Here is a 24924-nt window from a genome sequence, read left to right as displayed (position 1 = left end):
ATGTCACCCGTCGATCAGCACCCGATTCGTGTCGGCATTGCCGGAGCCACTGGGTACGCCGGCCTCGAACTGGTCCGCCTCCTCGCCCGGCACCCGGCCGTGCGGCTGACGCTGGCCACCTCGTCGGGCAACGGCGATCCGCGCCGGGTCCCCGCGTTGGCGAAGATCTGGGACGAGCCCATCGTGCCCCTCGACACCAAGGCGCTGGTGGAAGCGTGCGATGTGGTCTGCATGGCGCTGCCCGAAAAGGCCTCGGCCTCGCTCGGCACGGAGCTGGTCGGATCGGGCCGGCGTGTGATCGATCTGTCCGGCGCGTTCCGGATCCATGAGACCGTTGCCCGGTCGACGTGGTATCCCGACACGATCAGCGTGCCAGACGGCACGGTCTACGCCCTGCCGGAGCGGAGCCGGGCTGCCCTCGCGCACGCGACGCTTGCGTCGTGCCCGGGTTGCTACCCGACGGCAGCGCTGCTAGCGCTGCTTCCCCTGGTGGACGCAAATCTGGTCGAGGGCGACGTGATCATCGACGCCAAGTCGGGCGTCTCAGGCGCGGGCAAGGTACCGAGCGAGCGCACACACTTCTCCGAAAACCACGGCAGCGCGGCCGCCTACGGCGTGTTCGGTCACCGTCACGTGGCCGAAATGGAACAGGAACTGGGCCGCAACGTGACGTTCGTGCCGCACCTGGTGCCGCTCAACCGCGGAATCCTCGAGACGATTTACGCGAGGCTCGCTCCGGCCACGACGGCGGACGCTGTCGGACAGGCGCTCGAATCCGCGTACGCCGATGCCCCATTTGTCAGGCTGTGGGGCGACGCGCTGCCGGAAATCAAACACGTGGCCTACACGAACTTCTGCGACATCGGATGGCGTGTCGACCAGGGCACGGGCCGGCTGGTCGTTGTGTCGTGCCTCGACAACCTGCTCAAGGGCGCGGCCAGCCAGGCGGTGCAGAATCTGAATCTGATGTACGGGCTCGACGAGCGGACGGGGTTGTGGGCATGAGCCGGCCGACCATTCTCAAACTCGGCGGCGAACTGATCGAAGATGCCGGCGCCGTCCAGGCCATCGCGCGCACGATTGCGTCGATCGCCCGGCGCGTCCCCCTGGTCGTCATTCACGGCGGCGGCAGGGAAATCGATGCCGAACTGGTGAAAGCCGGCATTCCAAAACGCCTGGTCGACGGCATCCGCGTGACCGACGAGGCGACGCTGGCGGTTGTGGTGCCGGTGCTCGCCGGGACGATCAACACGAGGTTGGTGGCGGCTATCACGGCCGCGGGCGGTCAGGCTGTCGGGTTGACGGGCGCGGATGCGGGGGTGGCCACCGTCGAAGCGGCGCCGCCCATGCGCACCGCGGCCGGAGAGACCGTGTCGCTAGGCCACGTGGGACGTCCCGTCAACGATGGTGTCCCTCACCTGCTGCACCACCTGCTGGCCGGGCGCTATGTGCCGGTGGTCGCCAGCATTGGCGCCGACAAGACCGGTGCGCTCTACAACGTCAATGCCGACACCATTGCCGGCGCGCTGGCGGAACGTCTCTGGGCCGAACGGCTGGTCATCGCGGGCACCACGCCAGGTGTCGTCGACGCACACGCGCACACCATCGTCGAACTCAGCGGGTCGGCGGAACGGCAGATCATCGAATCGGGCACCGCCAATGCCGGCATGCTCGCCAAGTTGCAGGCGTGCCGCGCGGCGCTCAGAGCCGGCGTGGGCTCGGTGCTGATCGTCAACGGCCGCGACATCTCGCGCCTCGAATCGGCGGTGGTTCGGGGCGAATCCGCCGACGGCTCCATGACGAGGGTGATTCCATGACGTCTCAGACGCCGGTTGCATCAGGCGCGCAGCCTTCTCCGGTGAAGGCGCTCGAAAGCCAGCACCTCCTTCAGACCTACCGCCGCACCCCGGTGGTCTTCACGCGGGGCGAAGGCGTCTACCTGTATGACGACAGCGGGCGGCGCTATCTCGATCTGATCTCCGGCATCGGCGTCGCGTCGCTTGGTCACGCCAATCCCGCGCTGGCTGCCGCGCTGGCGGATCAGGCCCGGACACTCATCCACACCTCGAACCTCTACTACCACGAGCTTCAGGGTCAGGTTGCAGCCTTGCTCACCGCGCTCTCGGGTCTCTCGCGCGTCTTCATCTGCAACAGCGGCACCGAAGCGGTCGAGGCGTGCCTGAAGTTCGCGCGCCGGTTCTGGTACACGTCGGGCGATCGCCATCGAACCGGATTCGTGGCGCTCGAGCACGGGTTTCACGGCCGGACCATGGGTTCGCTGTCTGTGACCTGGGACGAGCACTACCGTGCGCCCTTCGAGCCGCTGCTCGACGACGTGACGTGGGTCCCGGCCAACGATCCGGACGCGCTCGAAGCGGCGGTGTCGTCGACGACGGCCGCCATCATCGCGGAAGCCGTGCAGGGAGAAGGCGGCATCCGGCCGCTCAGCCCGGAGATGGCCGCGGCCATGGAACGAGCGCGTCAACGCAACGGCGCGCTGCTCATCGCAGACGAGGTCCAATGCGGTCTCGGGCGGACGGGCACCGCGTTCGGGTACCAGCGCCTGGGCATCCAGCCTGATCTCGCGGCCATCGGCAAAGCCCTTGGGGCTGGCGTGCCGGTCGGTGCCGCGCTCGTATCGCAGCCGGTGGCGGCGGCTATCTCGTTTGGTGACCACGGCACCACGTACGGCGGCAACCTCCTGGCGTGCCGGGCGGCGCTGGTCTTTCTCGAGGCGCTCACAAACGGCGGTCTGCAGGAGCACGTGCGCGAGGTCGGCGGACGGTTCGGAGAGGGCCTGCTCGCGCTGGCCGCGAGGCACCCAGTGATCCGCGAGGTTCGTGGCGCCGGCCTGATGTGGGGTCTTGATCTGATTGTCGACGCAACGCCCTACATCGACGCGGCGCTCAAGCGCGGCCTGCTCGTCAATCGCACGGCCAACACGGTGGTTCGCATGCTGCCCCCGTTTGTGATCACCCATGCCGAAGTGGACGAAGCCCTGACATTGCTGGACGGCGTGTTCACGGATGTCGCCAAGTCCTTCGATTCATAAGTTCGGCGACGAGTTCATTCACTCAGGACGTGGTGCTGAGCGAGCAGTTGTAATTGGATCGCCTCGCAAGAACACGGAATCGTAATGGCGAGTCGAAGCACCAAGGAGACGGCTGCGTCATGATCATGCTTCCCATCCACGTCCCTGTGCTGCAGGCCGCGACGCCCGGGATGCAACCGCTTCCGAAGACCGACACGCTCGACGGGCGCCGGGCCGTGGCGACTGATGCGCCGTTCATCCACGATCTGATCGCGCGCTACCAGCAGGCCGGACACCTGCTGCCCCGCTCGCTCGGCGACATCGCGACGCACGCCTCCCGCTTCGTCGTCGCCATCAAGGATGGCACCGTGCTCGCCTGCGCCGAACTGGCCCCGCTCAGCCGCAGCGTCGCCGAAGTACGGTCACTTGTCGTCGACGAGGCGGCGCGCGGGCTTGGTGTGGGCCGGATGGTCATCGACGAGCTGCGCCGCCGTGCGCGTGGGGGTCACTACAGGACGCTGTGCGCGTTTACACACGACCCGCGTTTCTTCGTCAGGCTGGGATTCTCAATCGTGCCGCACTTCTGGTTGCCCGAGAAGGTGTCGGCCGATTGCTGGAGTTGCGCGCTCTTTCAGAAGTGTGGCCAGTACGCGATGGTCGATACGCAGGTCGGCCGGTTTCCCACGCCCGCGACCACGACGGAGATCTTCTCGTGAAGAGCGTCGTCCCGCCCGGTGTCACCATCAACCACGTTCCGGGCGGCGTCACCGCGCCCGCTGGCTTTCGCGTCGCGGCCTGCGCGTCCGGCATCAAGAAGGCCGGGGGGCTTGATCTCGCGCTGATCGTTTCGGACGCCGAGGCATCGGCCGCCGGTGTCTTTACGACCAACAAGGCCCAGGCCGCTCCCGTGCTGGTGTCGCGCGAGCATCTCGCCGCATCCGGCGGCTACGCCTCGGCCATCATCGTCAATAGCGGATGCGCGAACGCCTGCACCGGGCCTGAAGGGCTGGCCGTCGCCCGCAGCTCGGCCGATTTCGTCGCTTCGGCGATCGGCTGTCGGGCCGAGCAGGTGCTGGTCGCCTCGACGGGCGTGATCGGCGTGCAACTCGATGTCGATAAGATCAGAAAAGGCGCGGCGAGGGCCGCCGGGGCGCTCTCCCGTGGCGCCCATCATGAGGCGGCGCTTGCCATCATGACGACGGATCGCGAGCCGAAGGAAACCGCGGTCAGGGTGACCACGCCCGCTGGTGCGTTTCATGTCGGCGGGATCGCGAAGGGCGCCGGCATGATCGAGCCGCACATGGCGACGATGCTCGGATTTGTGACGACCGATGCCCTGGTCGATCCGTCAGTCCTGCGACGTGCACTGGTAGACGCGGTCGAGGTCACGTTCAACGCGATCAGCGTCGACGGTGACACATCGACCAATGACACCGTCTTCCTGCTCGCGAGCGGGAGTAGCACGGTTGTCGTCGATGACGGTTTGTATCAGGCGCTCGTGGCCGGGCTCATCGAGGTATGCGGCACGCTGGCGCGCGCGATCGTGCGCGGAGGCGAGGGCGCCACCAAGCTGGTGTCGATCACCGCGAGCGGGGCCGCAAGCCCGGAGGACGCCAAACGGGCGGCCCAGGTGATCGCCAATTCGCTGCTCGTGAAAACCGCGATCCACGGAGGCGATCCGAATTGGGGCCGGTTGGTCGCGGCGGCGGGCCGGGCCGGTGTCGCATTCGACATCGAGCGCGCGCAGGTCCGCGTTGGGCCAATTGTGCTTTTCAGCGACGGCGTCCCGTACGACGACCGCGCGCCGGAGGCGGCCACCTACCTGACGGGCAGCGAGATCGAGATCGAGGTCAACCTCGGCGGCGGAGGGCCCTTCACGGCCACCGTCTGGACGTGCGACCTCAGCGCGGAATACGTCAAGATCAATGCGGAGTATCGGACGTAGCCCCCGCGCGATTCATCGCGTTCGCCCCTGTCGCAGGCCCACCTCATCGTTTACACTAGGCGGACAGCCGCCGTCGCGCCCCAGTCGCATCGAACGACATCGAAGATGGTCGGGCGAAGAACCGCCGTGTGGAACTGGTGAGGCATTAGCTTCCGGCTGCAACATGCAAGAGGAGAACCGCACATGACGCAGGGTCGAATAGTGAAATGGCTGGCTGGCGGCGCGGTGGTCGTCGCGGTGTGGGTCGGCGTGGCCTGGGCCGCCGACCTGTGGACCCGGTTGGGTGTCACACAGGCGCAAGCGAAGACCGAGTCGGTGCAGGCCTTCGTCGGAGGGAACGTCCCGTTCTACCTGGCCGCCAAGGCCGTGATGGCGGCACCGCCCGCCGCGCGCGCGGCGCTCGTGGTTGAAGGGCTCACGTGGGTGAAGAGCTTCGTCGGCTCGGCGGAGTTCAAGACGACTTACGCAGCGGCGCGCCAAAATACCAAACCCGGCGCCCCCGCATCGAAGGGGACCCCCGATCAGCAGGTCAAGGCGCAGATGGACGAGCAGCGCCGAAATATCGAGGAGGAGAAGAAGAAGCTCGCGCTGCTGCCACCGGATGAGCGCAAGGACCAGGAAGTGTACATCAAGCAACTGGAGGGGGATCTCCAAAGATTCTCAACGGACCCGGATGCGCAGGCAATGGTCAAGGAGAGGGTCGCGGCGGAAGACAAGAACACCCAGGACCAGTACAAGGCACGCCTCGCCGAGTGGGAAAAGGACTACCCCGCCGACGGATCCGTGCTGGTCGCCCGTCGGCTTCAGCAGTTTCTCGACGTGTCCGCCGACGTGGACTACGCGGCGAAACTCACGAAAAACCCGATAGGCAGGATGACTTTTTCCGACCAGCGGTACGAAGAGAAGCCGTCGGAATGGAAGCTCTGCTACCGCGCCGGCCGCGAAACGGTAGAGGCCACGCGGGCGTTTGCGAAGACCTGGCTCGGGGAACTCACGAAACGATAGGTGACGATCGTGCAGGGGCGTGACGAACCGCGCCCCTGCCTTTCTCTCTTTCTTGCTTCTTACTCCTTGCCTCTGATTTCCGAACCCCGAATCCCGTCTACTTCCCCGCCGTATCTTTTTTCACCCTTCTTCACAGTTGGCCCACGACATTCACGATCCAGAAGCGTATCGTCTACGCTGAACACGCCCGAATGGGGCTGGATGCCCCCACTATGGACCAAGTGATGCGCGCGCTGACCGGGCTGATCTTCGTCGCTATTCTCGCTTTCATCACGCTTGTCGTGCCCGTGCTGACCTTTCTCAGAACGCAGCGCCTGAGGAACGAACTGAATGAACTGCGCGCCGAGCTGACGCGTACCGGCTCCGCTGTGGAGCGGATTCGCTCCATGCTGCACCAGCTCAAGACGGAACTGGCCGGCGCAGCGTCCACTGCACTTCCGTCGGGGCCCACGGCCGTCGCATCGCCTGTTGTCGTGCACGATCCCTTCGCCGAAGCCTCAGTGGCCGTCCGCGCCTATGCGTCGTCGGCCGAGCCCTCAACGTCGGGCGGTTCGATTCTGCCGCCCGGCGGCTCCGCGCCTGAGGCTGACGCCGCGCGCCCGGCACCCTCGGCCGAGGCCGACAGTGCACGCGACACGCTTGAAACCAGGATCGGCGGACACTGGCTGCTGTACGTGGGCATGGCCGCGCTATTGCTGGGGCTGGGGTTCTTCATCAAGTACGCCTTCGACAACGAGTGGATCAACGAGACGACGCGCGTCGTGTTGGGAGGCGTGATCGGGGTCGGCATGGTCGTTGGCGGGCTGGCGATCTCGCGCAGGGGATACCGCCTCTACGGGGAGATCGTGGCGGGCGGCGGGTTTGTCGCGCTGTACTTCTCGACCTACGCGGCGTTCAACTTCTACGGTCTCATCGTGCAACCAGTGGCGTTCGGGTTGATGGTCGCCATCACCGCCGGCGCCGCTCTCGTTGCGGATCGCAAGAGTTCACAGGGCCTCGCATTTGTGGCCGTGCTGGGCGGTTTTCTGACGCCCTTCCTGGTCGGCCGCAACGAGGATGCGCAGGTGGTGCTGCTCACCTACGACGCGATCCTGGTCGCCGGGGCCATGTTCCTGGCCCAACGCCGGCAGTGGCCGATCGTGAATCTAGCGAGCTACCTGCTGACGTTTCTCACGTTTGGCGCCTGGGCGGCGCGGTACTACACGCCCGACAAGTACGTGACGACCGAGGTGTTCCTGACGCTCTTCTGCGGGATGTTCGCCTACATGCTTCGGGTATCGGAGCGCGCGCGCACCGAGAACAGCGACGTCGTCGCGACGGTGCTGTGGACGGCGCCGATTGCTTATCACGTGGCGTCGCTCAACAACCTGCTGCCGCACTCATTGCCGCTGCTCGTCTACCTGATGCTGGTGACGCTGGCCGGCGTGCTCGCCAGCGTGAAGCTCAACAGGGCGTGGGTCAGGCTGGCGGTGTTTGCCGCGACGGCACCGGTGTTCCTGTACTGGGTAGCAGGGCACACGACGCCGGGCTGGCGCCTCGGCAGCGTCGTGGTGCTGCTGGCGATGTACAGCATGCACTTGATTGCGCAGGGCGAGCGGATCAGCCGAAAGGGCGAAGAACCGTGGCCGATCGCCGATCTGGTGCTGTTCCACGCCAACGGCTTGGCGCTGTTTGGCGGGGCGTATCTGATTGTCAACGCCTTCGCTCCGCAAATGACTTCGTCTCTAGCGCTCGGTCTCGCGCTGTGGCATTTCGGCATGGCGTGGTACTTCGGCGCGCTCACCGGTGATGCCGGCCCCAACAGCCTGGCGCTCGGATTCGCCTTTGTCGGCTTCGCCATCGGCCTGGAGTTCGACGACTGGATGAAGATTGTTGGCTGGACCGTGGAATCGGTGGCGGTGGTGTGGGTCGGGTTGCGGGCCAGACGCGACTGGATGCGCCTGGGCGGAGTACTGCTGCTGGCGGGCACGACGGTCCGGCTGATGTCGCTTGGGTTCTTCGATGCTGCGGCCGGGTTCACTCCGGTCTTCAACTCCCGATTTGGCGTTACGCTCGTGGTGGTGGCCGCCTGCTACGCGCTGGCCTACATTCACAAGCGTGGAGGTGCCGACATGAGCGATCACGCGGCGCCCGAGATCGGCATGTCGATTATCGCGGCCAACGTGTTGACGGTGCTCCTCATCTCGACCGAGATCAGCTTCTACTGGCGGACACGGGCGGCCGAGGACGCCACGGCCGACCTGGCGCGGCTCGCCTCACTCTCGATTGCGTGGGCCCTCTACGGGACGGCGCTCATCATCGTCGGGATCAACCGCCGGTACGCGCCGGTGCGCTACCTGGCCATCGCACTTCTGGCGCTCACCATAGGCAAGGTGTTCCTGTTTGACCTGTCGGTGCTTGGCGGTATCTACCGCATCATCGGCTTTATCGGCCTGGGGCTGGCGCTCCTGCTCGGTGCATGGCTGTACCAGCGGTACCGAGGCCTGATTCTCGAGAATGACACGTAGGAGGCCTCGGCGGAAGGGATTAGGGGTTAGCGATTAGGGGTTAGCGACGACGGAAACCAATCCCCAATCCCTAATCCCCAATCCCTTCCCTCACACCATTGCGCCTTCGGGGTACTGCAGCGCCAGCCGCAATTCCTTGGTGAGCGAGTCGACCGAGGTGCTTTTCTTCCAGGCCCCGTCGGTTTCGAACCGGAGGTCGCCGATGCGGTGGCCCCATGGCGAGATCACGCGCCCGATGGCCCGGAAGTCGGTCCGATCGACGTGTTCCTGGTCGAGGCGGCGGACCACGTCTGGCGCGACACGGATGAAGGCCCGAAGTGCGGTGGACGACTTGATGGCGTACTTCCGCCCGTTCCACGCCGCGCCGAACACGAGCGCGATCTGCTTGAAGTAGTTCACGAAGAACCGCTTTGATTCTTCCTGGAAGTCCTGCGTCTTGCGGGAACCGCCGAAGGCGTCCGACTGGAACAGCCGCTTCAATTCCTGGGCGATCGGCGCCTGCGCGATGTGGCCTTTGCCCACACCCAGCAGTTTGATGTCCATGAAAAGGGGCGACTGGTCCCGTTCGTTGAGCGCGCGCACGATGTCGTGCGCCGCCGCAAGGTTGTCGTCGCGGTAGAGTTGGCGCCCCGACAGGCTGACCAGGTGCGACGAGTTCAGCCGCGTGTGCTTGGCGTTGATGGTGACGAACATCTGCACGATGTGGTCTTCGGGGAGCTGGTCGAAGATCACGGCCGGCACCGTGAACATCTCCTGACCAAAGCGCTCGATGTCGGCGTGCATTGCCAGCAGGCGGTGCTGGCCGTCGATGGCGCGCAGGATGCCTTCGCGCTCGGGCACCTTGAGAACGCCGAGAGGCGATCCATCCTCGACCGGGATAAATGAGAGCTTCTCGTCGCACGAGATGATGACGGCGCCTGGAATCGACGGCAGATCACGCGCCTGCCGGCACTGCTCGAAGTACTGAACCAGCTCGTCGATCTTGCGGCGGATGATCTGTCGCTGGTAGGCCTTGTCGCTCGCGCCGATGCGGCGTTCGAGCAGATCCCAGTTCACCTTGGTCGTCGAGATCGCGCGCTTCTTGCCCCGCACCGCCGGGTGGTGCTGTTCGCCATAGGTCAGCACTTCAAACCGCACCAGCTTGTCGATGTCCTTCGCCGTGAGCGACGCCTGGTAGAACTGCACGCCAAACTGCTGCATCCGGATAGCAGAGACATTGATCATGGACAATCACCACAGGAAATCGCCCGGGGAATCAGACAGATCACAGACAAACCGCCCCGGGACTCAAGGCTCCGGGCGCGATTCTATGGCCCGTACGGCCCAATCTCAATGGTTTTCTGGCCGGAATCGTATTGTTGCCCGGTGCCAGGGCTGTCGGCAGACGATACTGTTTGCCGTCATCTCGTTTCTACACAATAACTTACGGACATTACTAGCACTCCGAGAATCTGAGTGCCGAGTCTGAAGACCCGGCCTACATTGGAGGAAAATTGTCCGGGATGCGGGCGGGGAACCGCGGAGCGCGGGAAAAAAACCGTTGAGGGCCGGCGCGCATGCCGGCCCTCAACATGATGCTGCTTACCCTTCGGCTCGAGTAGCGTTGCGAACCACACGGTCCGCAACGCACGCGAGCTCAGGATTCTAGAAGCGGACAGTCAGCTTGGTGTAGACGACGTTCGCCTTGTACGGCCCGCTGTCAGCCTTCATGAACACAGAGACACTGAACGGCATGAGCGTGGTGCCGCTCGTGTAGGCGTCGGCGTAGTCGTACTTCTCGTACATGTAGCCCGCGCCGAGCGTCCATGCCTTGGCGACCGCGTAGTCGAGCTGCGCCCCGATGGTCGTCAATTCCGTGTCGTCCCAGTCCGTGATGGCCTGGGGTCCCGGGGGATTCGCCGTTGCGCGGGACGTATAGAACGAGCCAGACGGATTGGCGGTGACGCCCATGAGGCCGTCCACCTTCTGGTGGCGCGCCATCAGCGTGCAGGTCCACTTCTCGGGAACAAAGTGGAAGACCGCGTTCAAGCCAAACGTGTTGGTCTTGTCGCTGCCATCGTAGCGGAGCGAGTTGTTGATCGCGCCGTTGGTGAGCGTGGTCCATCGATTGGTCTGCAGGTTCTTCTCGTACGTGTAGTAGGCGCTCAGTTCGACCCGCTCGTTCGGGGTGAACTCAAACTCGCCCGTGTAGGTGTCGTACTTCGCGAAGAGCAGACCGCTGGTGGTATCGAGATTCCCGGCGACGCGGCCAGGCCGGTTCGGGTAGTCGTCGTTCTTGCGGAAGTACGCGAAGGTGAAGCTGAGACTATCCATCGGCGTCAGCTCGATATCGACGCCCGTGCGCTTCGTCTTGCGCTCGGCTTCGTCCGCCATCAGCCCGATCGTCGTCGACGGGTAGTCGCTGGCCGTGCGCTTGAGCTCGTCGTAGGTGCCGCGGAAGCCCAGCCAGTCGCTGGCATGGAACAACGCGGAGAACGAGTAGCCGTTGTCCTTGCCAGACGCGGCTTCACGGTAGGTGCGCGTCAGCTTCGCGTAACGGTATGCGCCCTCGAGGGTGAGGGCCTTGACGTCGTAGCTGACCGAGGCGTCGAACCGATCCGACTTGGTGTCGTAGTTGAGTGCCGTCGGGTGGCCGTAAGGAGCGTCCACGCTCGGAGCGTCGGCGGCCCCCCAGCTTCGATCAGGCGTGGGGGACAGGTCGCCGGTAATCACGAACCGGTTCGTCTTGTTCTTGAGCTCGTAGCTGCGGTAGCGCATCCGGAGGCCCAAGCCCTCGACCGGCCGCGACGAGAACCCGAAGTTCAGCGTCGTGGTGTTGATCTTTCCGTTGAACGACTGCTGCTGGAGCGACGAGGTGCTGTCTGCGCGCGCGCCGGCCGGCGTCAGAACGACCGAATTGATGGTGTAGGGATAGAACTGCGCGTTCTGCGTCCACGACGCCATCGCAACGTCGCCGGTGAGCCGGGTCTGGTGCGCGAACTTCAACAGGACGCCCGTCGTAAACGTGCTGGCCTCGTTGTCGGGGGCAGTGGTGAACCGGACGCTTCCGGGGCCGCCCGGGACCGAAGTCGTCGTATAGACCACGTCCGCCGGGCGGAACGGGTTGTCGAGCACGAGGGTCTCGGCCCGGTTGTTGTACAGGTTGCGGTTGAACGCGGCGTGCACGTTGCCCATCTTGTTGTTGAAGTTGTACGCCGCGCGCACGCCAAAGTCCTGGATCAGGTCGTTCAGCGGCTCCGGCACGTCGACCACCGGAGCGACGACGCCGAGGATGTCCCCGCCGCCCTGTCCGCGCGTGCCCGACTTGACCTCGCGCATGTAGGTGAACTTCAGGTCGAAGGGCAGCGCCTTGCTGACATCGAATTCCGCGTCGCCCCGCTTGCGCAGGGACGAGAGGTCGATGAGGTTGGCATCGTTGAATGTCGGAGTCAGCAGCGCATTGTAGAAGTCGTAGGTGCGTGACGCACTCGGCACCAATTCAGACGCGTCGGCTAACGTCTTGCGAAGCGTCGGACTCATGCTCCACACACCAGGCGCCGTTTCGGACCAGATCATGTGCGCGTTATTGCCCATGTTGTGCGGGATCTGGTTGTAGTCGAACGCGACATCCATCCAGCTGAGGTTCGCCCAGCCCATGTAGCGCTGGTCTCCCTGCCGCACGTTGTACCCGACCAGGTTGAAGTCGAGCGTGCTGCTCTTGGAGAACAGATTCATGAAGGGGATCGACACGCCCTTCGGGACCTCGCGGTACTCCTGGAACTTCGACGAGGAGATGTCGCCGGCACCGAGCAGGCCCAGAGTCACCTGGCCGCCGCTCGTAGTGGGCGGCGCGTCCTGCGCCGCCGCGAAGGAATTCGCCACGAGGAGTCCCATGGCGAAGAACGCTGCAATAATCATCGTTCGCTTCATGGGTTACCTCAAAAACGCTGCGCCCGAAGGCGAGTTGGAGCCGTGGAGATTGACGTGGCAGTTCTTGCAGCTCTTCTCGACGCCGCGCGAGCCCGCAGTCGGGAAGCCGGTGACCGGCGCGGTCGTGAACCCCTTCTCGGTGATGAGGTTGTCGAGCGATCCGAAGTGGCCCGAGCCCGTGAGGTGGCAGTTCCAGCAGAGGTTCGGCAGCTTGTTGAGCAGCAGCCGCTTGTGGTTCGAGCCGTGCGGATCGTGGCACGACACGCACTCCTCGCGGACCGGCGCGTGCTCGAAGAGGAACGGACCGCGCTTCTCCGTGTGGCACTTGTAGCAGAGCTCGTTGACCGACTCGCCCTGGATCATCTTCGGGGTGCTGCCGTCGTGCGGGTTGTGGCAGCTCGAGCAGCCCATCTTGCCTTCACGCACCGGGTGGTGCGAGGTGCGCATCGACTTGGCGCGCTCGGACTTGTGGCACGTGTAGCACGTGTCGGAGTCCATCTTCGTCTTGAGCTGCGCCTTCACCGACTTGGCCGAGTGCGCGCTGTGGCACGACGTGCAGGCCACGTTGCGCCGCGCATGCATGCTGCTCAGATAGTTCGACTGCTTGGCCTTCTCATGGCAGGTCAGGCACTTCTCGTTGATCTGCTGGGCCGTGAGATTCTTCAGCGCGGGCGACGGCGCGTTCTTGTCGCCATTCATCTGCGCCTTGGCATGTTCGGCCACGTTGACGTGGCACTGCACGCAGCTCTGGTCGAGCTTGGCGTGCTTGGTGTTTTGGAAGCTTGTGCCAAGGGCCTTCTCGTGGCATCCCTGGCAATCCGTGACGCTCCATGCGGCTGCGGGCGTCGATTTCTGCGCAAGAGCCATTCCGCTCCCGAGCACGACGAACACCGCCGCGAGCGTCAGGACCAACATTCCTCGACGCATCAGGACTACCCTTTCGGTGACGACCCCTCCGGAACGGCGAGGCCTGTATGAAAAATGAAAACTCCGGCGGACAAGACGAGCTTCTAAGGGGGGAAGCCTGAGGGATGGCCTGTCTATGAAGATCTGTCAACCGGGCGATTCGCAGTACTAGGAGCAAGACCGATACCGGCAAGAACCAACCGTTGAATATGTCGTCGGGTTGGATTGTTGCTAGGTTTTATGCGTTGTTTTTCTTGACACGGCCTGTAGGGTCTCACCGTTTTTGCCGAACTTCCGGCAGTAGTCGGTCGGTCGTGGCAGTGAACCGGCAAACATCAATCCAACCAATTGAACGTCAGTGGACCGGATCAGGCGTTCTGTGGGGGTGGTTTGCCGGGCTCGCCAGGAGGCGACCAGGCGCGGCGATTCTACTTTTTCGGTGGCCTCAGCACCAGCGTGGCGGCGGCATTCGCCAGCACGGCCGCCCTCGAGTACACCATCGGGTGGTACTGCTCCGCCGCCCATAGCGGCAGGAGGTTTCCATAGAACCGGCTGGTGGGCTGTGCCGATTCGCCCGGCACGTTGATGGTTGTCGACAAGTCCCAATCGGCCAGGTCGATCACCTCGCGAAACGACGCGCCGCTGGTCTGACGGCTTCCGGCCCCGGTGGCAAACGGCGTGTTGCCATCACCGCTGCGGGGCGCATCGGGAAGGTTGAAGATCTCCCGCCTTGCGGGCGTCGAGGCAAGCGGATGCTCCAGGGAGGCGCGGTGGATCGTTCCCCAGGCCCACGTGCCGGCGTCGGCTCCCATCTGGCGAGTCGCCTCGCGCCAGGCTTCATCAAGCGGAGCGCCCAACAGCACCTCCCGCACGCGAGCGTCTGTCTCCACACGGGCCAGGTGTGCGAGCAGGCGGTCGGATGACATCGAGGCTCCCGCGTAACGCTGGTCGGCCGGCGGAACCAGCGTCTTCGCCGCCGCCGCCGACAACCGCGGCATCCAGAGTTCGTACAGCGCCGCGGCCGCCGAGTCCTTGCTGAGTACGTGATCCCACGCACTCAACATCGCGAGCGCCTTGGCGGCCGGCGCATCACCACCCGCCTGCGCGGGTCGCGGTCCGGCGACCCGCGCTGCGGTGCGCAAGGCGTTGCACACCGCGCGCGCGACCACCGACGTCGCGTCGTGCTGAAGGCGTTCGGAGTCGCTCACCGTGAGTTTTCTGCCGGCCGCTTTCGCACCTCGCAGCACTTCGTCGATGCGATTGAAGCGATGCGGCGCGCCCCATTCGTACCCGAGCACCTTGCTGTAGCCCGGCGGAAGGATGTTGTGGTTGGCGGTGGCGATGTACCCACTGGCTGGATTGAACGACTGTGGCAGATCGTCGATCGTCAGGAACCCGTTCCATTCGTACTTGCCGCTCTCGCCCGGGACGGGCAGCAGCCCATTCCACCCTGGTCGTATGGGCGCCGCGCCGGCGGCAATCCACCCGATGTTGCCCGCGACATCCGCGTAGATGATGTTCTCGGACGGGACTTTCCAGCCCGCCACGGCCTCGCGAAACTCGGTCCAGTTCTGCGCACGATTGAGCGCCATCGACCGCAGATACCCCGCCGAACCCGGCTCGGTACCCACCCACCGGAGCGCGTACGCCAGCCCCTTCGCGCGATCGATGTGGAGCACGGGTCCATGGCGGGTAAAACGGAGCTCGACAACCCGCGGCGATTCTTCGCGCACCGCAATCTGTTCGCGCTCGACCCGCATCGCTTCCGATGCGCCGCGGTAGAGGTAGCGGTCGGCATTGGCGGGATCGAGCCGCTCAACATACAGATCCTGCTGGTCCATGCCGACGATAGTGAAGCCGAAGGCGATGCGTTCATTGTGGCCGGCCGCGATGCCGGGCAGTGCGGGCTCCCCCGCCCCGATCACGTTCCACCCCGGTCCCACCAGATGAGTGCTGTAGCGAAGCGACGGCAGCGCGATCACCCGGTGCGGGTCGTTCGCAAGCACCGGCTTGCCGGTCGCCGTCATCGATCCGGCCATCACCCAGTTGTTGGAGCCGTAGCGCCATGCGGCGTCCGCCCAGGAGGGTTCCTCGGCGTCGCGTAGTCGGTCGGACGCCATCGGCCGGCGCTCGGCGGCGATCGTCACGCCGCGATCGAATCCGAACAGGCTTGGAAGACCCGCCACCTTCAGACGCTCGGCCGGAAAGCGAACCGTCTCGCTCGCGTCGCTGGCGATATCCAGCACGCCATCGACAATATCGGCAAGGTCAAGGCCGTCGGGAACGACGATGGGCGTTGGTGGGTCGACCGGCATGAACTCAGCCACCCGCGCCGCGCCGACATCGCGCGCCAGTCGGGCGCGCTGCACTTCGCTGCGGGCGTTGCGGGTCATCACGTAGCCGGCCATCCGGCCAATCACCACTTCCGGCGTCCAGGGCTCGGGCTTCGCGTCGAGCAACTGGAACTCGATCGGCAGTTTTTCGGGGTGCTCGGTGACAAACGCGATCTGCGCGTTGATGCCCGCGACGAAGGCGGCAATAATCGCCCTGGCATCGGGACCGTAGCTGCGCCACTCGGCTTCAGGATCGCCGCGGTAGCGCAGGAGGCGCGCGAACGTATCGCGTTTGACGGCCGATGGGCCCACGACTTCGGCGAGCTTCCCTTCTGCGTTGCGCCGCCAGAGGTCGAGCTGCCACAAGCGGTCCTGGGCCGCGACGTACCCCTGGGCGAAAAACAGATCGTGGACGGTCTTCGCGTAGATGTGGGGCACGCCCCACCGATCGCGGATGACCTCGACCATCTGCTGCAGACCGGACACGGGCGCCTCGCCGTCAATCTGCGCGAGAGCGGTGTGCGCGCGCCGTTCAAGATCGCGCGCATCCTCGTCTTTGGGCCTGGTGGCGGACAGACCAAGCACCGCCACGCACACCAACGCCATGACGGCGGCTAGACGTCGGGTCCTCATGTCACGATACCTTTCTCCGGAAGCAGGCTGAACACTCCCGGAGTGATTGTGCCGGCGCGCCGGAGTGATTGCCGGCGCAATCACTCCGGGAGTGGTTCATCGGTCCGCCTGGGTGACAAAGCTTGTGACGAGCTCGATGTCCTGGCGCAGGGAATGCCACACCGAGCAGTATTTCTCGCGCGACAGATCGATGGCGCGTTGGATGTGTTCGGGTGACGCGTCGGTGTCGAGGGTGAAGCGCATCTCCATCCGAAGGAATCGGCGCGGGTCGTCATCGGCCCGGTGACCGACCAGGTGCGTGGCGAGCGCGCGCACGGTGTGCCGCCCCTTGGTGAGTATGGCCACCAGGTCGATGCTCATGCAACCGGCAAGGGCGGACCCCAGCGCGATGACCGGCGAGGGGCCGGCCTGGTTGCGTCCATCGAGCACCCACGCGTGTGTGCTGTCGCGTGCCGTGAAGGCCAGTCCGCTATCCCAGGTCAGATCGACAATGGCAGGAGGTTTGGTGTCGGCCATGGTACCGACGATTCTACCCGATGGGGACCTGCCGCGGAGAGCCTCCGGTCCAGTGATGCGGGTGTGATGGCGGAACTCAGCGCCGTGATTCCGAAGTCTTGCCTCCGTATTCCGGATTCGGGGCATTCCCGCTTGCGTTGACGGGGGATTCCCTCCGATACTGCAAGGATATCAGCAGCTATTGGAATGGCCTGGCCCTGACGACGCCCGACAGGCCGCCGGGCTGAAAGGATCACACCGTGGACGGAAAGAGCCTCGTCTTTGTCGTGTCATGCGTATCGGCGGCCATGGTGGTGGTGTCCGCGGCCGCCGTCCAGCAGGACGACCTGCTGGAGCGCGCCCGGGCGCTGCATCGCGCCGTGCCCATGTTCGACGGCCACAACGATTTCCCGTGGGAGGTCCGCCAGAAGGGCGGCAGCGATCCGGCAAAACTCGACATCCGGGGGCCGCAGCCGGCGACGATGACCGACATCCCCCGGATGCGCAAGGGCGGCGTCGGCGCGCAGTTCTGGTCCGTGTACGTGCCAGCCAGTCTTGCCGGCACAACGGCCGTCACCGCGACGCTCGAACAGATCGACATCGTCTACCGCATGGCCGACCGGTATCCGGAGACCTTCGAAATTGCCCGGACCGCCGATGACGTCGAACGCATCTTCAAGGCGGGCAGAATTGCGTCGCTGATCGACATTGAAGGCGGCCACTCGATCGATAACTCGCTCGGGGCGTTGCGCATGTTTTACCGGCTTGGCGCGCGGTGCATGACGCTGACCCACTCGAAGAACGTGCCGTGGGCCGACTCGGCCACCGACACGCCCGAGCACAACGGTCTGACGCCGTTTGGCGAAGATGTCATTCGCGAGATGAACCGCCTCGGCATGATCATCGACTTGAGCCATGTGTCTCCGGCCGTGATGGACGCGGTGCTGCGGATCACGCGGTCGCCGGTGATCTTTTCGCACTCGTCCGCCCGGGCGCTCGTCGATCACCCGCGCAACGTCCCAGATGCGGTCTTGAAGAAACTCCCCGCCAATGGTGGTGTCGTGATGGTGTCGTTTGTGCCCGGGTTCACGTCGTCCGAGGTAATGACGTGGGAGGTGGCGCAGGAGGCGGAACAGGCCCGGCTCGAGAAGGTGACACCCAACGACGCGGCGGCGGTCACAGCAGGACTCGAGGCCTGGAAGGCGGTGCATCGGCAGCCTGTCGCGACGCTCGCGCAGGTGGCCGATCACATTGATCACGTGCGCAAGGTCGCCGGGATCGACCACGTGGGCTATGGAAGCGATTTCGACGGCATCTCGTCGGCGCCGAAGGGACTTGAGGATGTGTCGACGTTTCCGGCACTGACCGCCGAACTGCTTCGGCGCGGCTACTCGGACGGCGACATCAAGAAAGTTCTCGGACTCAATCTGCTGCGCGTCATGCGGGCCGTGGAAACCACGGCGAAGGGTGGTTAGGAGGAGCCAGATGACGTATCGACGTGCAAGCCTGGTTGGTCTCGTCATGGTCGTTGGCGGCGTCATTGTCGTCTCGTCCTCCGTGTCGGCCGCGCGTCAGGCCTCGCCGCCGCAGGCGACGGTGTTCAAGTCGAGCGCGAAGGTCGTTCCGGTCTACGCAACGGTGACCGACGATCAGGATCGGCTGATTCCCGATCTGACGAAGGCCGACTTCGAGATCCTCGATAACAACGTGCGGCAGGACATCTCGGTATTCGAGAACCAGTCGCAGCCCATCACATCGATCGTCATGCTGGACACGAGCGGCAGCATGACCAACTCGCTGAAACTGGTGAAGGCCGGGGCCGAACAGTTTCTGGAGCGGCTGCTGCCTCAGGACAAGGCCCAGGTGGGCGCCTTCAACGACAAGATCCAGTTCAGTGGCACGTTCACCTCGGATCGAGACGATCTGGTGGCGGCGCTCAAGGACATCGACTTCGGATATCCGACGCGGCTCTACGACGCCATCGATCAATCCGTCGATCGCCTCATCGACATCGAGGGCCGACGGGTCATCGTGCTGCTCACTGACGGCGAGGATACCAGCAGCAAGAAGGGCCAGGGCGAGGTGCTCGATCGGGCGAGGCAGGAAGAGGTGATGATCTACGGGATCGGCCTCGAATCGCTGTACTTCAACGGCCAGCGCCAGGTACGCACGAGTCCCGACAAGGTGCTGAAGAAGATGGCCGAGGAAACCGGCGGCGGGTACTACCGGCTGGCCGCGACGCCCGAACTCAGCAGCGTCTTCGCCCGCATCGCGCTCGAACTACACAGCCAGTACGTGCTCGGATTCTCGCCGGCGACCTTCGATGGCAAGGTGCACAAGCTCACGGTGAATGTGAAACGCCCTGGCATGAAGGCCCGGGCGCGGAAGTCGTACGTCGCGGTTGGGGACGTTCCGGCCGGGCGGCCGCGTTAGTGATGCGGCTGGCCGGGATGCGGGTTATCGATCACCAGATCCGGCCGGGCACGCCGGAATTCTTCGGCCACGTGACAGTCCCAGCAGACACCCGTGTGCGTGCTCAGCACGTCGGGCAACCGCTCGGGCCGGATGTCGCGCCATTCGAGCGTGCGGCCTGAAGGCGTCATAACGGCAGGTTGGCGCTCGGTCCAATCAATCGATCCGAGTGGTTTCCCACACAGTGCGCACGTCTTGTCGGTGTACCAACGAGTGATCTGCGTCCTGACCAGGCAGTCGGTGGGCGCGGCCTCGATCTGCTTGAGGCACTCCTGCCCGCATCCGGCCTTCTCCGGCCAGCGCGTGCAGCTCTCGAGCCACCATTGGCCGCCCCCAATCACCGAACCCAGCGCCGCACGGGCCGCGTCGACCCGGACGGCGACCGTCTGGTCGTTCTCCGGACACGACACGACACGGTCGCCCCGCAGCGCAAAGTAATGGCGGACTGGTTTGCGCAGCAGCAGGTAGGTGGCCACCGCAATCCCGAGGGCAATGACGACATACGCGGATGCAGTCATGGGGCACCCTCCTCAGTGCTTCGACTCGCAATGATGGTCGCGTGTTCATGCGAGGCGATCCGGTGAAAATGCTCGCTCAGCGTTGATCCCGCTCTTCTTATCCTACCGCACTGGCGGGTTTTGGTATCATCGCCGCATGGCAGACGAGGTGTTGTCGGAGCAGGAGTTTCGCGTCAAGGCCGACCAGGCCATCGAAACGGCCCAACACGCGCTGTTGGGGCTGGCGGAGGCCGAAGGGTTCGATCTCGAAATTCAGGGCGGCGTGCTCAATGTGCTGTTCGAAGAGCCGGCCGCGGCGCGCTTCGTGGTCAGCCCCAATGCGCCGGTCCGCCAGATCTGGGTGTCGGCGCTGGTGCGCAGCTTCAAGCTCTCGTGGTCACCCGACCTCGGCGCCTTCGCGCTCAACGGTGAGACACTCGTCGCGCTCCTCGATCGCCTCACGCGCCAGCACCTCGGCGTCTGACCGGCGGGAGGACGGTTCCCTCCGCTGATAGGGACGCGGGGAATCGCGCCCTTACAGCCGAAACCCTTCGGCGAGTGGATCGTCGTCATCCACGATGAACGTGTGCTCACCGGTCACCCACGCTGAGCCTTCCAGTTCGGGCACGATCGCGTCGTGGTCGCCCACGCGGGTGCGTGAGACGACGCGTCCGGAAAACACCGTGCCGATAATGCTCTCGTGGCGGAACGGCCGGTCGGGCGCCAGCAACCCCATCGCATCCACCACGGCCATCACGGCGCAGGTTCCGGTTCCGCAAGGCGACCGGTCGACCTCCGCGTCGGCGAACACCGTGACGTTTTTCAGGTCGGCCTCCTCGCAATCCGGAGGTCCGGTGAAGATGGTCCCGTAGATGCCCTTGAGCCCGCGATCGTCGGGATGTTCAACGGTCACGGCCGCCTCGACCGCGTGCTTGATCTCCATACCCACGCGACGCAAGTCGGCGAGCCGCGCCGGCAGCACGGGGATGCCCACGGCTTCGGCATCAACGATGGCGTAGAAGGCACCGCCAAACGCGACATCCACGCGAATCTTCCGCCCGCCCACCTCTGTCGCGAGCCCCGGATGAAGCACGAACGACGGCACGTTCAGGAAGCTCACACTGCTGACGCGAGTCTCCGGCCCACCTTCACGCTTCGATCCTTGGCGCGGCGCCATGTGCGCCGTCGCCCGCACCAATCCGGCAGGCGCGTCGAAAATGACACGCCCTGGTTGCCGCGGGTGAATCAGGCCCCGCTCGATCGCCATGGTCGTCACCGCGATGATGCCGTGGCCGCACATCGTGCTGTAGCCTTCGTTGTGCATGAACAACACGCCGGCATCGGCCTCTGGCGACACCGGTTCGGTCAGCACCGCGCCGTACATGTCGAGGTGACCGCGCGGCTCCTGCATCAGACTCCGCCGGATCCGATCGGCGTGCGCCTTGACCCACGCACGCTTCTCGAGCATCGTGCGGCCTTTCGGCGTCGGGAAGCCTTCGACAATCAGTCTGAGCGGCTCGCCAGCCGCGTGGGCGTCGATGGTCTTGTAACAGCGCATCGTCTCTATTCCGTGATTCAGGTTAGCACCCGGCATAGCTATTTCCTTCCGGGTCCGTAATCCGCGCGAGTATACTCCGCCCGTCTCGCGGGCTGCCACGACCGGCTCCTGCCGCCCCGGGGGAACAAATGTGCGCCCGCGACGTCAGTTAAGGATGAACAGGGCGCCTTCCTGGTGCAGAATATGGTCTACCGGATCGAGTGGATTGGCGGCCTGGAGAGCAATTGATGGCGAAGAAACCCTCGTGGGGCCTCATCATCGTTGGGATCGCGGCGCTGGTCGTGATCGTCGGGGCGGGGCTTGTCGCCGTCGCGGGCTACATCATCTATCAACAGTTCGCCTTCCAGGCGACGACCACGTCGGCCTCGTCTGCCGAGGACGAGTTCACGCAGGTGGCTGCGCGGTTTGCCGATCAGAAGCCGCTGCTCGAAATTCGCGACGGCGAACCGGTCCTCAACAAGCAACGCCCGCGGCCGAGCGGCAAGGCACAGCCCATCGAAGCCCTCCACATCATGGTGTGGCAGCCCGACGAGCGGAAACTCGTCAAGCTCAATATTCCATTCTGGCTGCTCCGCATGACCAAGGGCCGGCCCATCAGACTGTCGGGTCACCGGGATGGCGGTGAGATCGATCCGGTTCGCCTCAACGTTACGGCCGAGGATCTCGAGCGATATGGCCCGGGACTGGTGATGGACCACAAGAACGCCGGCGGCGACCGTGTCCTGGTCTGGGCGCAGTAAATCAGGCGCTCTGTCCTCACGAAAGAGCCTTCGGCCCCAACCCTTGCTGGTTCTTCCGGCCGTTTTCGCATCTGACCGCTGGCCCCGTCTTTGCACTATGTGCCTGCGACAGCCGAGACGGGCGCCACAACCGCGGCCGCGATACTCGGGGGCGACCGGCAATATCCGCCGCGCCGCTGGTAGGAGGTTCGGGCTTCTGGGTCTCGAGACCGGATATCGCGATCCGGGATTCAGGGTGGGCCGGGTGCCAAGCAAATGCTGGGCATCCGGTTCTTGTTTATGAGGCCTGCCGCAGGCTAAGCAAGCGGGATCCCGCGCCGGCCGCACGGCGTCCCACCGACAGCGGTTCCGCAAAGTGTTCCTTCGGCGTCAATCCACTGTTGCATGATGGTACGCTGGTCACACATGTTGAGGGGAAAAGCTGTTGTCGTGCTCATGCTGATGGCTGGCGGAATTGCGCCGGCCTGGGCCCAGCAGTTGCCGGCCATCTCGGGGATCGTCCTGGACGCCTACTCCAGGCGGCCCGTCATCGGCGCGACGGTTGAGTGGAACGAGCTGCGCGTCGTGACCGACCGAGACGGCCGCTTCCGACTCACTGTACCGCGGGGCGCGACGCGCGTCAGGATCGTTGCGGAGGGCTATCTCCCGGAACAAGTTGACGTGACGGTGGGCGCGCAGTTGGTCACCATCGAAGTGCTGCTGCTCAACAGGGCGCAGTTCAAAGAGGAGATTGTCGTCATCGCCGGCAAGACCCGCGATGCCCAGGCACCCATATCCACCGAGGTGAGCCCGCTCGAGGTCAGGAGCGTCGCGGGCGCGGCGGAGAACGTGTTCCGGGTGCTCCAGACGCTCCCGGGCGTCAATGCGACCGAGGACTTCGGCAGCCGCCTGTCGGTCCGCGGAGGCGGGCCGGATCAAAATCTCACGATCATGGACGGCGTCGAGATCCACAACCCGTACCGCTTGTTCGGGCTGACAAGCGCGTTCAACCCGGAAACGGTCCAGGCGTTCGAACTCACGTCTGGCGGTTTCAGCCCCAAGTACGGCGATCGGCTCTCGTCGCTGCTGTTGATTGAGAATCGCCAGGGCACGCAGAGGCAGAAGCTGGCAGGCTCGGCATCCCTCAGCCTTACTGATGCGAACGTGATCGTCGAGGGCGCGCTGCCTGGGAAGATGAAGGGCTCGTGGTTGGTGTCCGGACGCCGGACCTACTATGACCTGATTGCCAACCGCATCACTGGGACCACCCTCCCGTCGTTCGGCGACATCCAGGCGAAGGGCGTCTGGGAAGTCCGTGCCGGCCAGCGTGTCTCGGTGTTCGCGCTGCGGAGCCGCGAATCCACCGACGCCAACTTTACCGACACGGCGAAGAACAACCGTTTCGGTTTTACCAATGCAGGGAGCAACGATCTGGTCTCCCTGTCGTTCTTTTCGACGATCGGTCGGCGCGCAACGTCGCGGACGATAGCCTCCTGGTACAGCTACACCGACGAGCTTGGCGCCATCGGCAACCTGCGCAACGAGGCGGCGCGTTCGAATGCCCCTGGTGATGCCGCGTTTGCTCGGTCCACCCTGGCCTTCACGCGCCAGACATCCGTGCGCGATATCTCGCTTCGGCAGGAGCTCGGGCTCACCGCGTCGGCGAGGCATTTCGTGGAAGCCGGATTCGAGGCGCACGTGCTCAGCACGGGCTGGAACTGGAACATCAGCGGCGATCGCAACACCAGCGAGGCGAATGGCTCCAGCGCCCGGGGGGGCACCAGCCTGCCCGCGGTGCTCGAGTCAACCAACGACGCGACGCGGGCCGGGCTGTGGCTAGTCGATCGTTATCAGCCTTTCGGGCGCGTGACGCTGGAACCGGGCCTCAGGATCGACTGGAGCGGCCTCGCCCGCGAGACCGTCGTGTCGCCTCGTTTCGCGGTCAGCGTCGATCTTGGCGGCGGCAACCGGCTGCGCGGGTCGGTCGGGCGATTCGCCCAGAGCCCTGGCTACGAGAAGCTCCTGCAGTCCGATTACTTCGTCGATCTCAGCGGGGCCGGCGCCCGTGGGCTCAAGAGCGAGCAATCCGTGCACGTGCTCGGCTCCCTCGAGCACCGGTTTGCCCCTGGGCTCGTCGCCCGCGTGGAAGGCTATTACAAGTCGTTCGACCGCCTCATCGTCGGCCGCCTCGAAATGCCCGCCGAGACGGCGGCGCGCATAGCCCCGTACGCATTCCCCCCAGCGCTTGCCGCCAGCGTACCAACCGCCGCGCAAATCACCAGCACTCCCGTGAATGGCGCAACGGGACGCGCCTACGGCATCGACGTGTTCGTCGCGCACCAACCGACCGATTCGGCCGAACGGCTGGCTGGCTGGGCTTCGTACACCTTCGGCAAGGCGGACATCGACAGTTACGGCCGCCGTTATGCCTTCGACTACGATCGCCGCCACGCCCTTAGCCTGGTTGGCACGTATCGCATGATGCGCGGCCTTGAGCTGGCCGCGACGCTGCGGATTGCCTCGGGTTTTCCCTACACGCCCGCGGTTGGTCTGCGCGTGGCAGCGGTCGCAGAGACGGACGCGACTGGTGCGGTCGTGCGGTACGTGCCGCAGGTTGACGTGAATGGACTCTACGTCTGGACCACAGATCCGGGTGGCGTCGAAAACCTGAACGCTGGACGACTGCCGGTGTTCGTGCGTCTCGACTTCAGGACGACCTTCAAGCCGAGGTGGTCGGGAAACCGCTGGCAATTCTATGTTGAGGTGATCAACGCGTTGAACCGATCGAACGTCGGCGGTTTCGACACGGTTCTTCAGTACAACCCGGTCGGCGACCGGCCTCTTCTGACCTATACGGCATCCGGAGGTCTTCCGCTGCTGCCGTCGGTGGGTGTCCGCTACCGGTTCTGAAAAC

19 protein-coding genes are annotated in these 24924 nt (G+C 64.8%); 12 read left to right on the top strand and 7 right to left on the bottom strand.

Annotated elements, in window-relative coordinates; genetic code table 11:
- The 7 genes from argC (at position 1) to NT151_05065 (ending at position 8488) form a co-directional block, all read left to right on the top strand.
- Positions 1 to 1005 (top strand): N-acetyl-gamma-glutamyl-phosphate reductase, encoded by a 1005-nt coding sequence (argC, locus tag NT151_05095; protein ID MCX6538298.1) that lies wholly within the window; start codon positions 1 to 3, stop codon positions 1003 to 1005.
- Positions 1002 to 1817, top strand: a complete 816-nt coding sequence (gene argB / locus NT151_05090; protein ID MCX6538297.1) for an acetylglutamate kinase — start codon at positions 1002 to 1004, stop codon at positions 1815 to 1817. Before argC ends, argB begins: the two co-directional genes overlap by 4 nt.
- On the top strand, positions 1814 to 3052 hold the full coding sequence (locus NT151_05085; GenBank protein MCX6538296.1) for an acetylornithine/succinylornithine family transaminase: 1239 nt from the start codon (positions 1814 to 1816) through the stop codon (positions 3050 to 3052). The genes argB and NT151_05085 overlap by 4 nt, the downstream gene beginning before the upstream one ends.
- Positions 3053 to 3171: 119 nt before the next feature.
- A complete protein-coding gene (locus tag NT151_05080; protein ID MCX6538295.1) occupies positions 3172 to 3747 on the top strand; it encodes a GNAT family N-acetyltransferase in 576 nt (191 codons plus the stop codon).
- Positions 3744 to 4976 (top strand): bifunctional glutamate N-acetyltransferase/amino-acid acetyltransferase ArgJ, encoded by a 1233-nt coding sequence (argJ, locus tag NT151_05075; GenBank protein ID MCX6538294.1) that lies wholly within the window; start codon positions 3744 to 3746, stop codon positions 4974 to 4976. Before NT151_05080 ends, argJ begins: the two co-directional genes overlap by 4 nt.
- Positions 4977 to 5159: 183 nt before the next feature.
- A complete protein-coding gene (locus NT151_05070; protein MCX6538293.1) occupies positions 5160 to 5981 on the top strand; it encodes a hypothetical protein in 822 nt (273 codons plus the stop codon).
- 212 nt (positions 5982 to 6193) lie between these two features.
- Positions 6194 to 8488 (top strand): DUF2339 domain-containing protein, encoded by a 2295-nt coding sequence (locus NT151_05065; protein ID MCX6538292.1) that lies wholly within the window; start codon positions 6194 to 6196, stop codon positions 8486 to 8488.
- A 90-nt stretch (positions 8489 to 8578) separates the two neighbouring features.
- Here the strand turns inward: NT151_05065 and NT151_05060 are convergent, their stop codons facing one another.
- The 5 genes from NT151_05060 to NT151_05040 all read right to left on the bottom strand — a co-directional run bounded on the left by NT151_05060 (position 8579) and on the right by NT151_05040 (position 16785).
- Positions 8579 to 9712: a DGQHR domain-containing protein gene (locus NT151_05060; GenBank protein MCX6538291.1), complete on the bottom strand. Its 1134-nt coding sequence runs from the start codon at positions 9710 to 9712 to the stop codon at positions 8579 to 8581.
- A gap of 420 nt (positions 9713 to 10132) precedes the next feature.
- A complete protein-coding gene (locus NT151_05055; protein MCX6538290.1) occupies positions 10133 to 12397 on the bottom strand; it encodes an MtrB/PioB family outer membrane beta-barrel protein in 2265 nt (754 codons plus the stop codon).
- A 3-nt stretch (positions 12398 to 12400) separates the two neighbouring features.
- Positions 12401 to 13324 (bottom strand): DmsE family decaheme c-type cytochrome, encoded by a 924-nt coding sequence (locus tag NT151_05050; protein ID MCX6538289.1) that lies wholly within the window; start codon positions 13322 to 13324, stop codon positions 12401 to 12403.
- 407 nt (positions 13325 to 13731) lie between these two features.
- Positions 13732 to 16269, bottom strand: coding sequence for a penicillin acylase family protein (locus NT151_05045; GenBank protein MCX6538288.1), 2538 nt, complete (start codon positions 16267 to 16269; stop codon positions 13732 to 13734).
- 96 nt (positions 16270 to 16365) lie between these two features.
- The gene (locus NT151_05040; protein ID MCX6538287.1) at positions 16366 to 16785 is read right to left on the bottom strand and encodes an OsmC family protein; all 420 of its coding nucleotides are present in this window, start codon (positions 16783 to 16785) and stop codon (positions 16366 to 16368) included.
- A 239-nt stretch (positions 16786 to 17024) separates the two neighbouring features.
- Here NT151_05040 and NT151_05035 point away from each other — a divergent pair, with 239 nt between their 5' ends.
- Positions 17025 to 18239: a dipeptidase gene (locus NT151_05035; GenBank protein MCX6538286.1), complete on the top strand. Its 1215-nt coding sequence runs from the start codon at positions 17025 to 17027 to the stop codon at positions 18237 to 18239.
- Between the two features lie 10 nt (positions 18240 to 18249).
- Positions 18250 to 19197, top strand: a complete 948-nt coding sequence (locus NT151_05030) for a VWA domain-containing protein (protein MCX6538285.1) — start codon at positions 18250 to 18252, stop codon at positions 19195 to 19197.
- On the opposite strand, the gene NT151_05025 is transcribed toward NT151_05030, so the two are convergent.
- Entirely contained in the window at positions 19194 to 19754 is a 561-nt protein-coding gene (locus NT151_05025; GenBank protein ID MCX6538284.1) for a hypothetical protein, read from the bottom strand. The two genes, NT151_05030 and NT151_05025, sit on opposite strands and share 4 nt — an antisense overlap.
- Positions 19755 to 19890: 136 nt before the next feature.
- Here NT151_05025 and NT151_05020 point away from each other — a divergent pair, with 136 nt between their 5' ends.
- Positions 19891 to 20217, top strand: coding sequence for an iron donor protein CyaY (locus tag NT151_05020; GenBank protein MCX6538283.1), 327 nt, complete (start codon positions 19891 to 19893; stop codon positions 20215 to 20217).
- Between the two features lie 51 nt (positions 20218 to 20268).
- Here the strand turns inward: NT151_05020 and NT151_05015 are convergent, their stop codons facing one another.
- A complete protein-coding gene (locus tag NT151_05015) occupies positions 20269 to 21300 on the bottom strand; it encodes a proline racemase family protein (GenBank protein MCX6538282.1) in 1032 nt (343 codons plus the stop codon).
- A gap of 218 nt (positions 21301 to 21518) precedes the next feature.
- Here NT151_05015 and NT151_05010 point away from each other — a divergent pair, with 218 nt between their 5' ends.
- Both NT151_05010 and NT151_05005 read left to right on the top strand, forming a co-directional pair.
- On the top strand, positions 21519 to 22031 hold the full coding sequence (locus tag NT151_05010; protein MCX6538281.1) for a hypothetical protein: 513 nt from the start codon (positions 21519 to 21521) through the stop codon (positions 22029 to 22031).
- 405 nt (positions 22032 to 22436) lie between these two features.
- Positions 22437 to 24920 (top strand): TonB-dependent receptor plug domain-containing protein, encoded by a 2484-nt coding sequence (locus NT151_05005; GenBank protein ID MCX6538280.1) that lies wholly within the window; start codon positions 22437 to 22439, stop codon positions 24918 to 24920.
- Positions 24921 to 24924: the final 4 nt, after the last annotated feature.

It is taken from the genome of Acidobacteriota bacterium (assembly GCA_026393675.1).
GTDB lineage: Bacteria > Acidobacteriota > Vicinamibacteria > Vicinamibacterales > JAKQTR01 > JBAXOX01.
Note: the sequence above shows the minus strand (reverse complement) of the source record. Positions and strands in the feature narration are given on the sequence as shown.

Coding starts and splice junctions, on each gene's coding strand:
- NT151_05055 (MCX6538290.1), bottom strand. CDS start 12,397: ATGAAGCGAACGATGATTATTGCAGCGTTCTTCGCCATGGGACTCCTC.
- NT151_05040 (MCX6538287.1), bottom strand. CDS start 16,785: ATGGCCGACACCAAACCTCCTGCCATTGTCGATCTGACCTGGGATAGC.
- NT151_05020 (MCX6538283.1), top strand. CDS start 19,891: ATGGCAGACGAGGTGTTGTCGGAGCAGGAGTTTCGCGTCAAGGCCGAC.
- NT151_05050 (MCX6538289.1), bottom strand. CDS start 13,324: ATGCGTCGAGGAATGTTGGTCCTGACGCTCGCGGCGGTGTTCGTCGTG.
- NT151_05010 (MCX6538281.1), top strand. CDS start 21,519: ATGGCGAAGAAACCCTCGTGGGGCCTCATCATCGTTGGGATCGCGGCG.
- NT151_05060 (MCX6538291.1), bottom strand. CDS start 9,712: ATGATCAATGTCTCTGCTATCCGGATGCAGCAGTTTGGCGTGCAGTTC.
- argB (MCX6538297.1), top strand. CDS start 1,002: ATGAGCCGGCCGACCATTCTCAAACTCGGCGGCGAACTGATCGAAGAT.
- NT151_05085 (MCX6538296.1), top strand. CDS start 1,814: ATGACGTCTCAGACGCCGGTTGCATCAGGCGCGCAGCCTTCTCCGGTG.
- argC (MCX6538298.1), top strand. CDS start 1: ATGTCACCCGTCGATCAGCACCCGATTCGTGTCGGCATTGCCGGAGCC.
- NT151_05030 (MCX6538285.1), top strand. CDS start 18,250: ATGACGTATCGACGTGCAAGCCTGGTTGGTCTCGTCATGGTCGTTGGC.
- NT151_05045 (MCX6538288.1), bottom strand. CDS start 16,269: ATGAGGACCCGACGTCTAGCCGCCGTCATGGCGTTGGTGTGCGTGGCG.
- NT151_05070 (MCX6538293.1), top strand. CDS start 5,160: ATGACGCAGGGTCGAATAGTGAAATGGCTGGCTGGCGGCGCGGTGGTC.
- NT151_05080 (MCX6538295.1), top strand. CDS start 3,172: ATGATCATGCTTCCCATCCACGTCCCTGTGCTGCAGGCCGCGACGCCC.
- NT151_05025 (MCX6538284.1), bottom strand. CDS start 19,754: ATGACTGCATCCGCGTATGTCGTCATTGCCCTCGGGATTGCGGTGGCC.
- NT151_05005 (MCX6538280.1), top strand. CDS start 22,437: ATGTTGAGGGGAAAAGCTGTTGTCGTGCTCATGCTGATGGCTGGCGGA.
- NT151_05065 (MCX6538292.1), top strand. CDS start 6,194: ATGGACCAAGTGATGCGCGCGCTGACCGGGCTGATCTTCGTCGCTATT.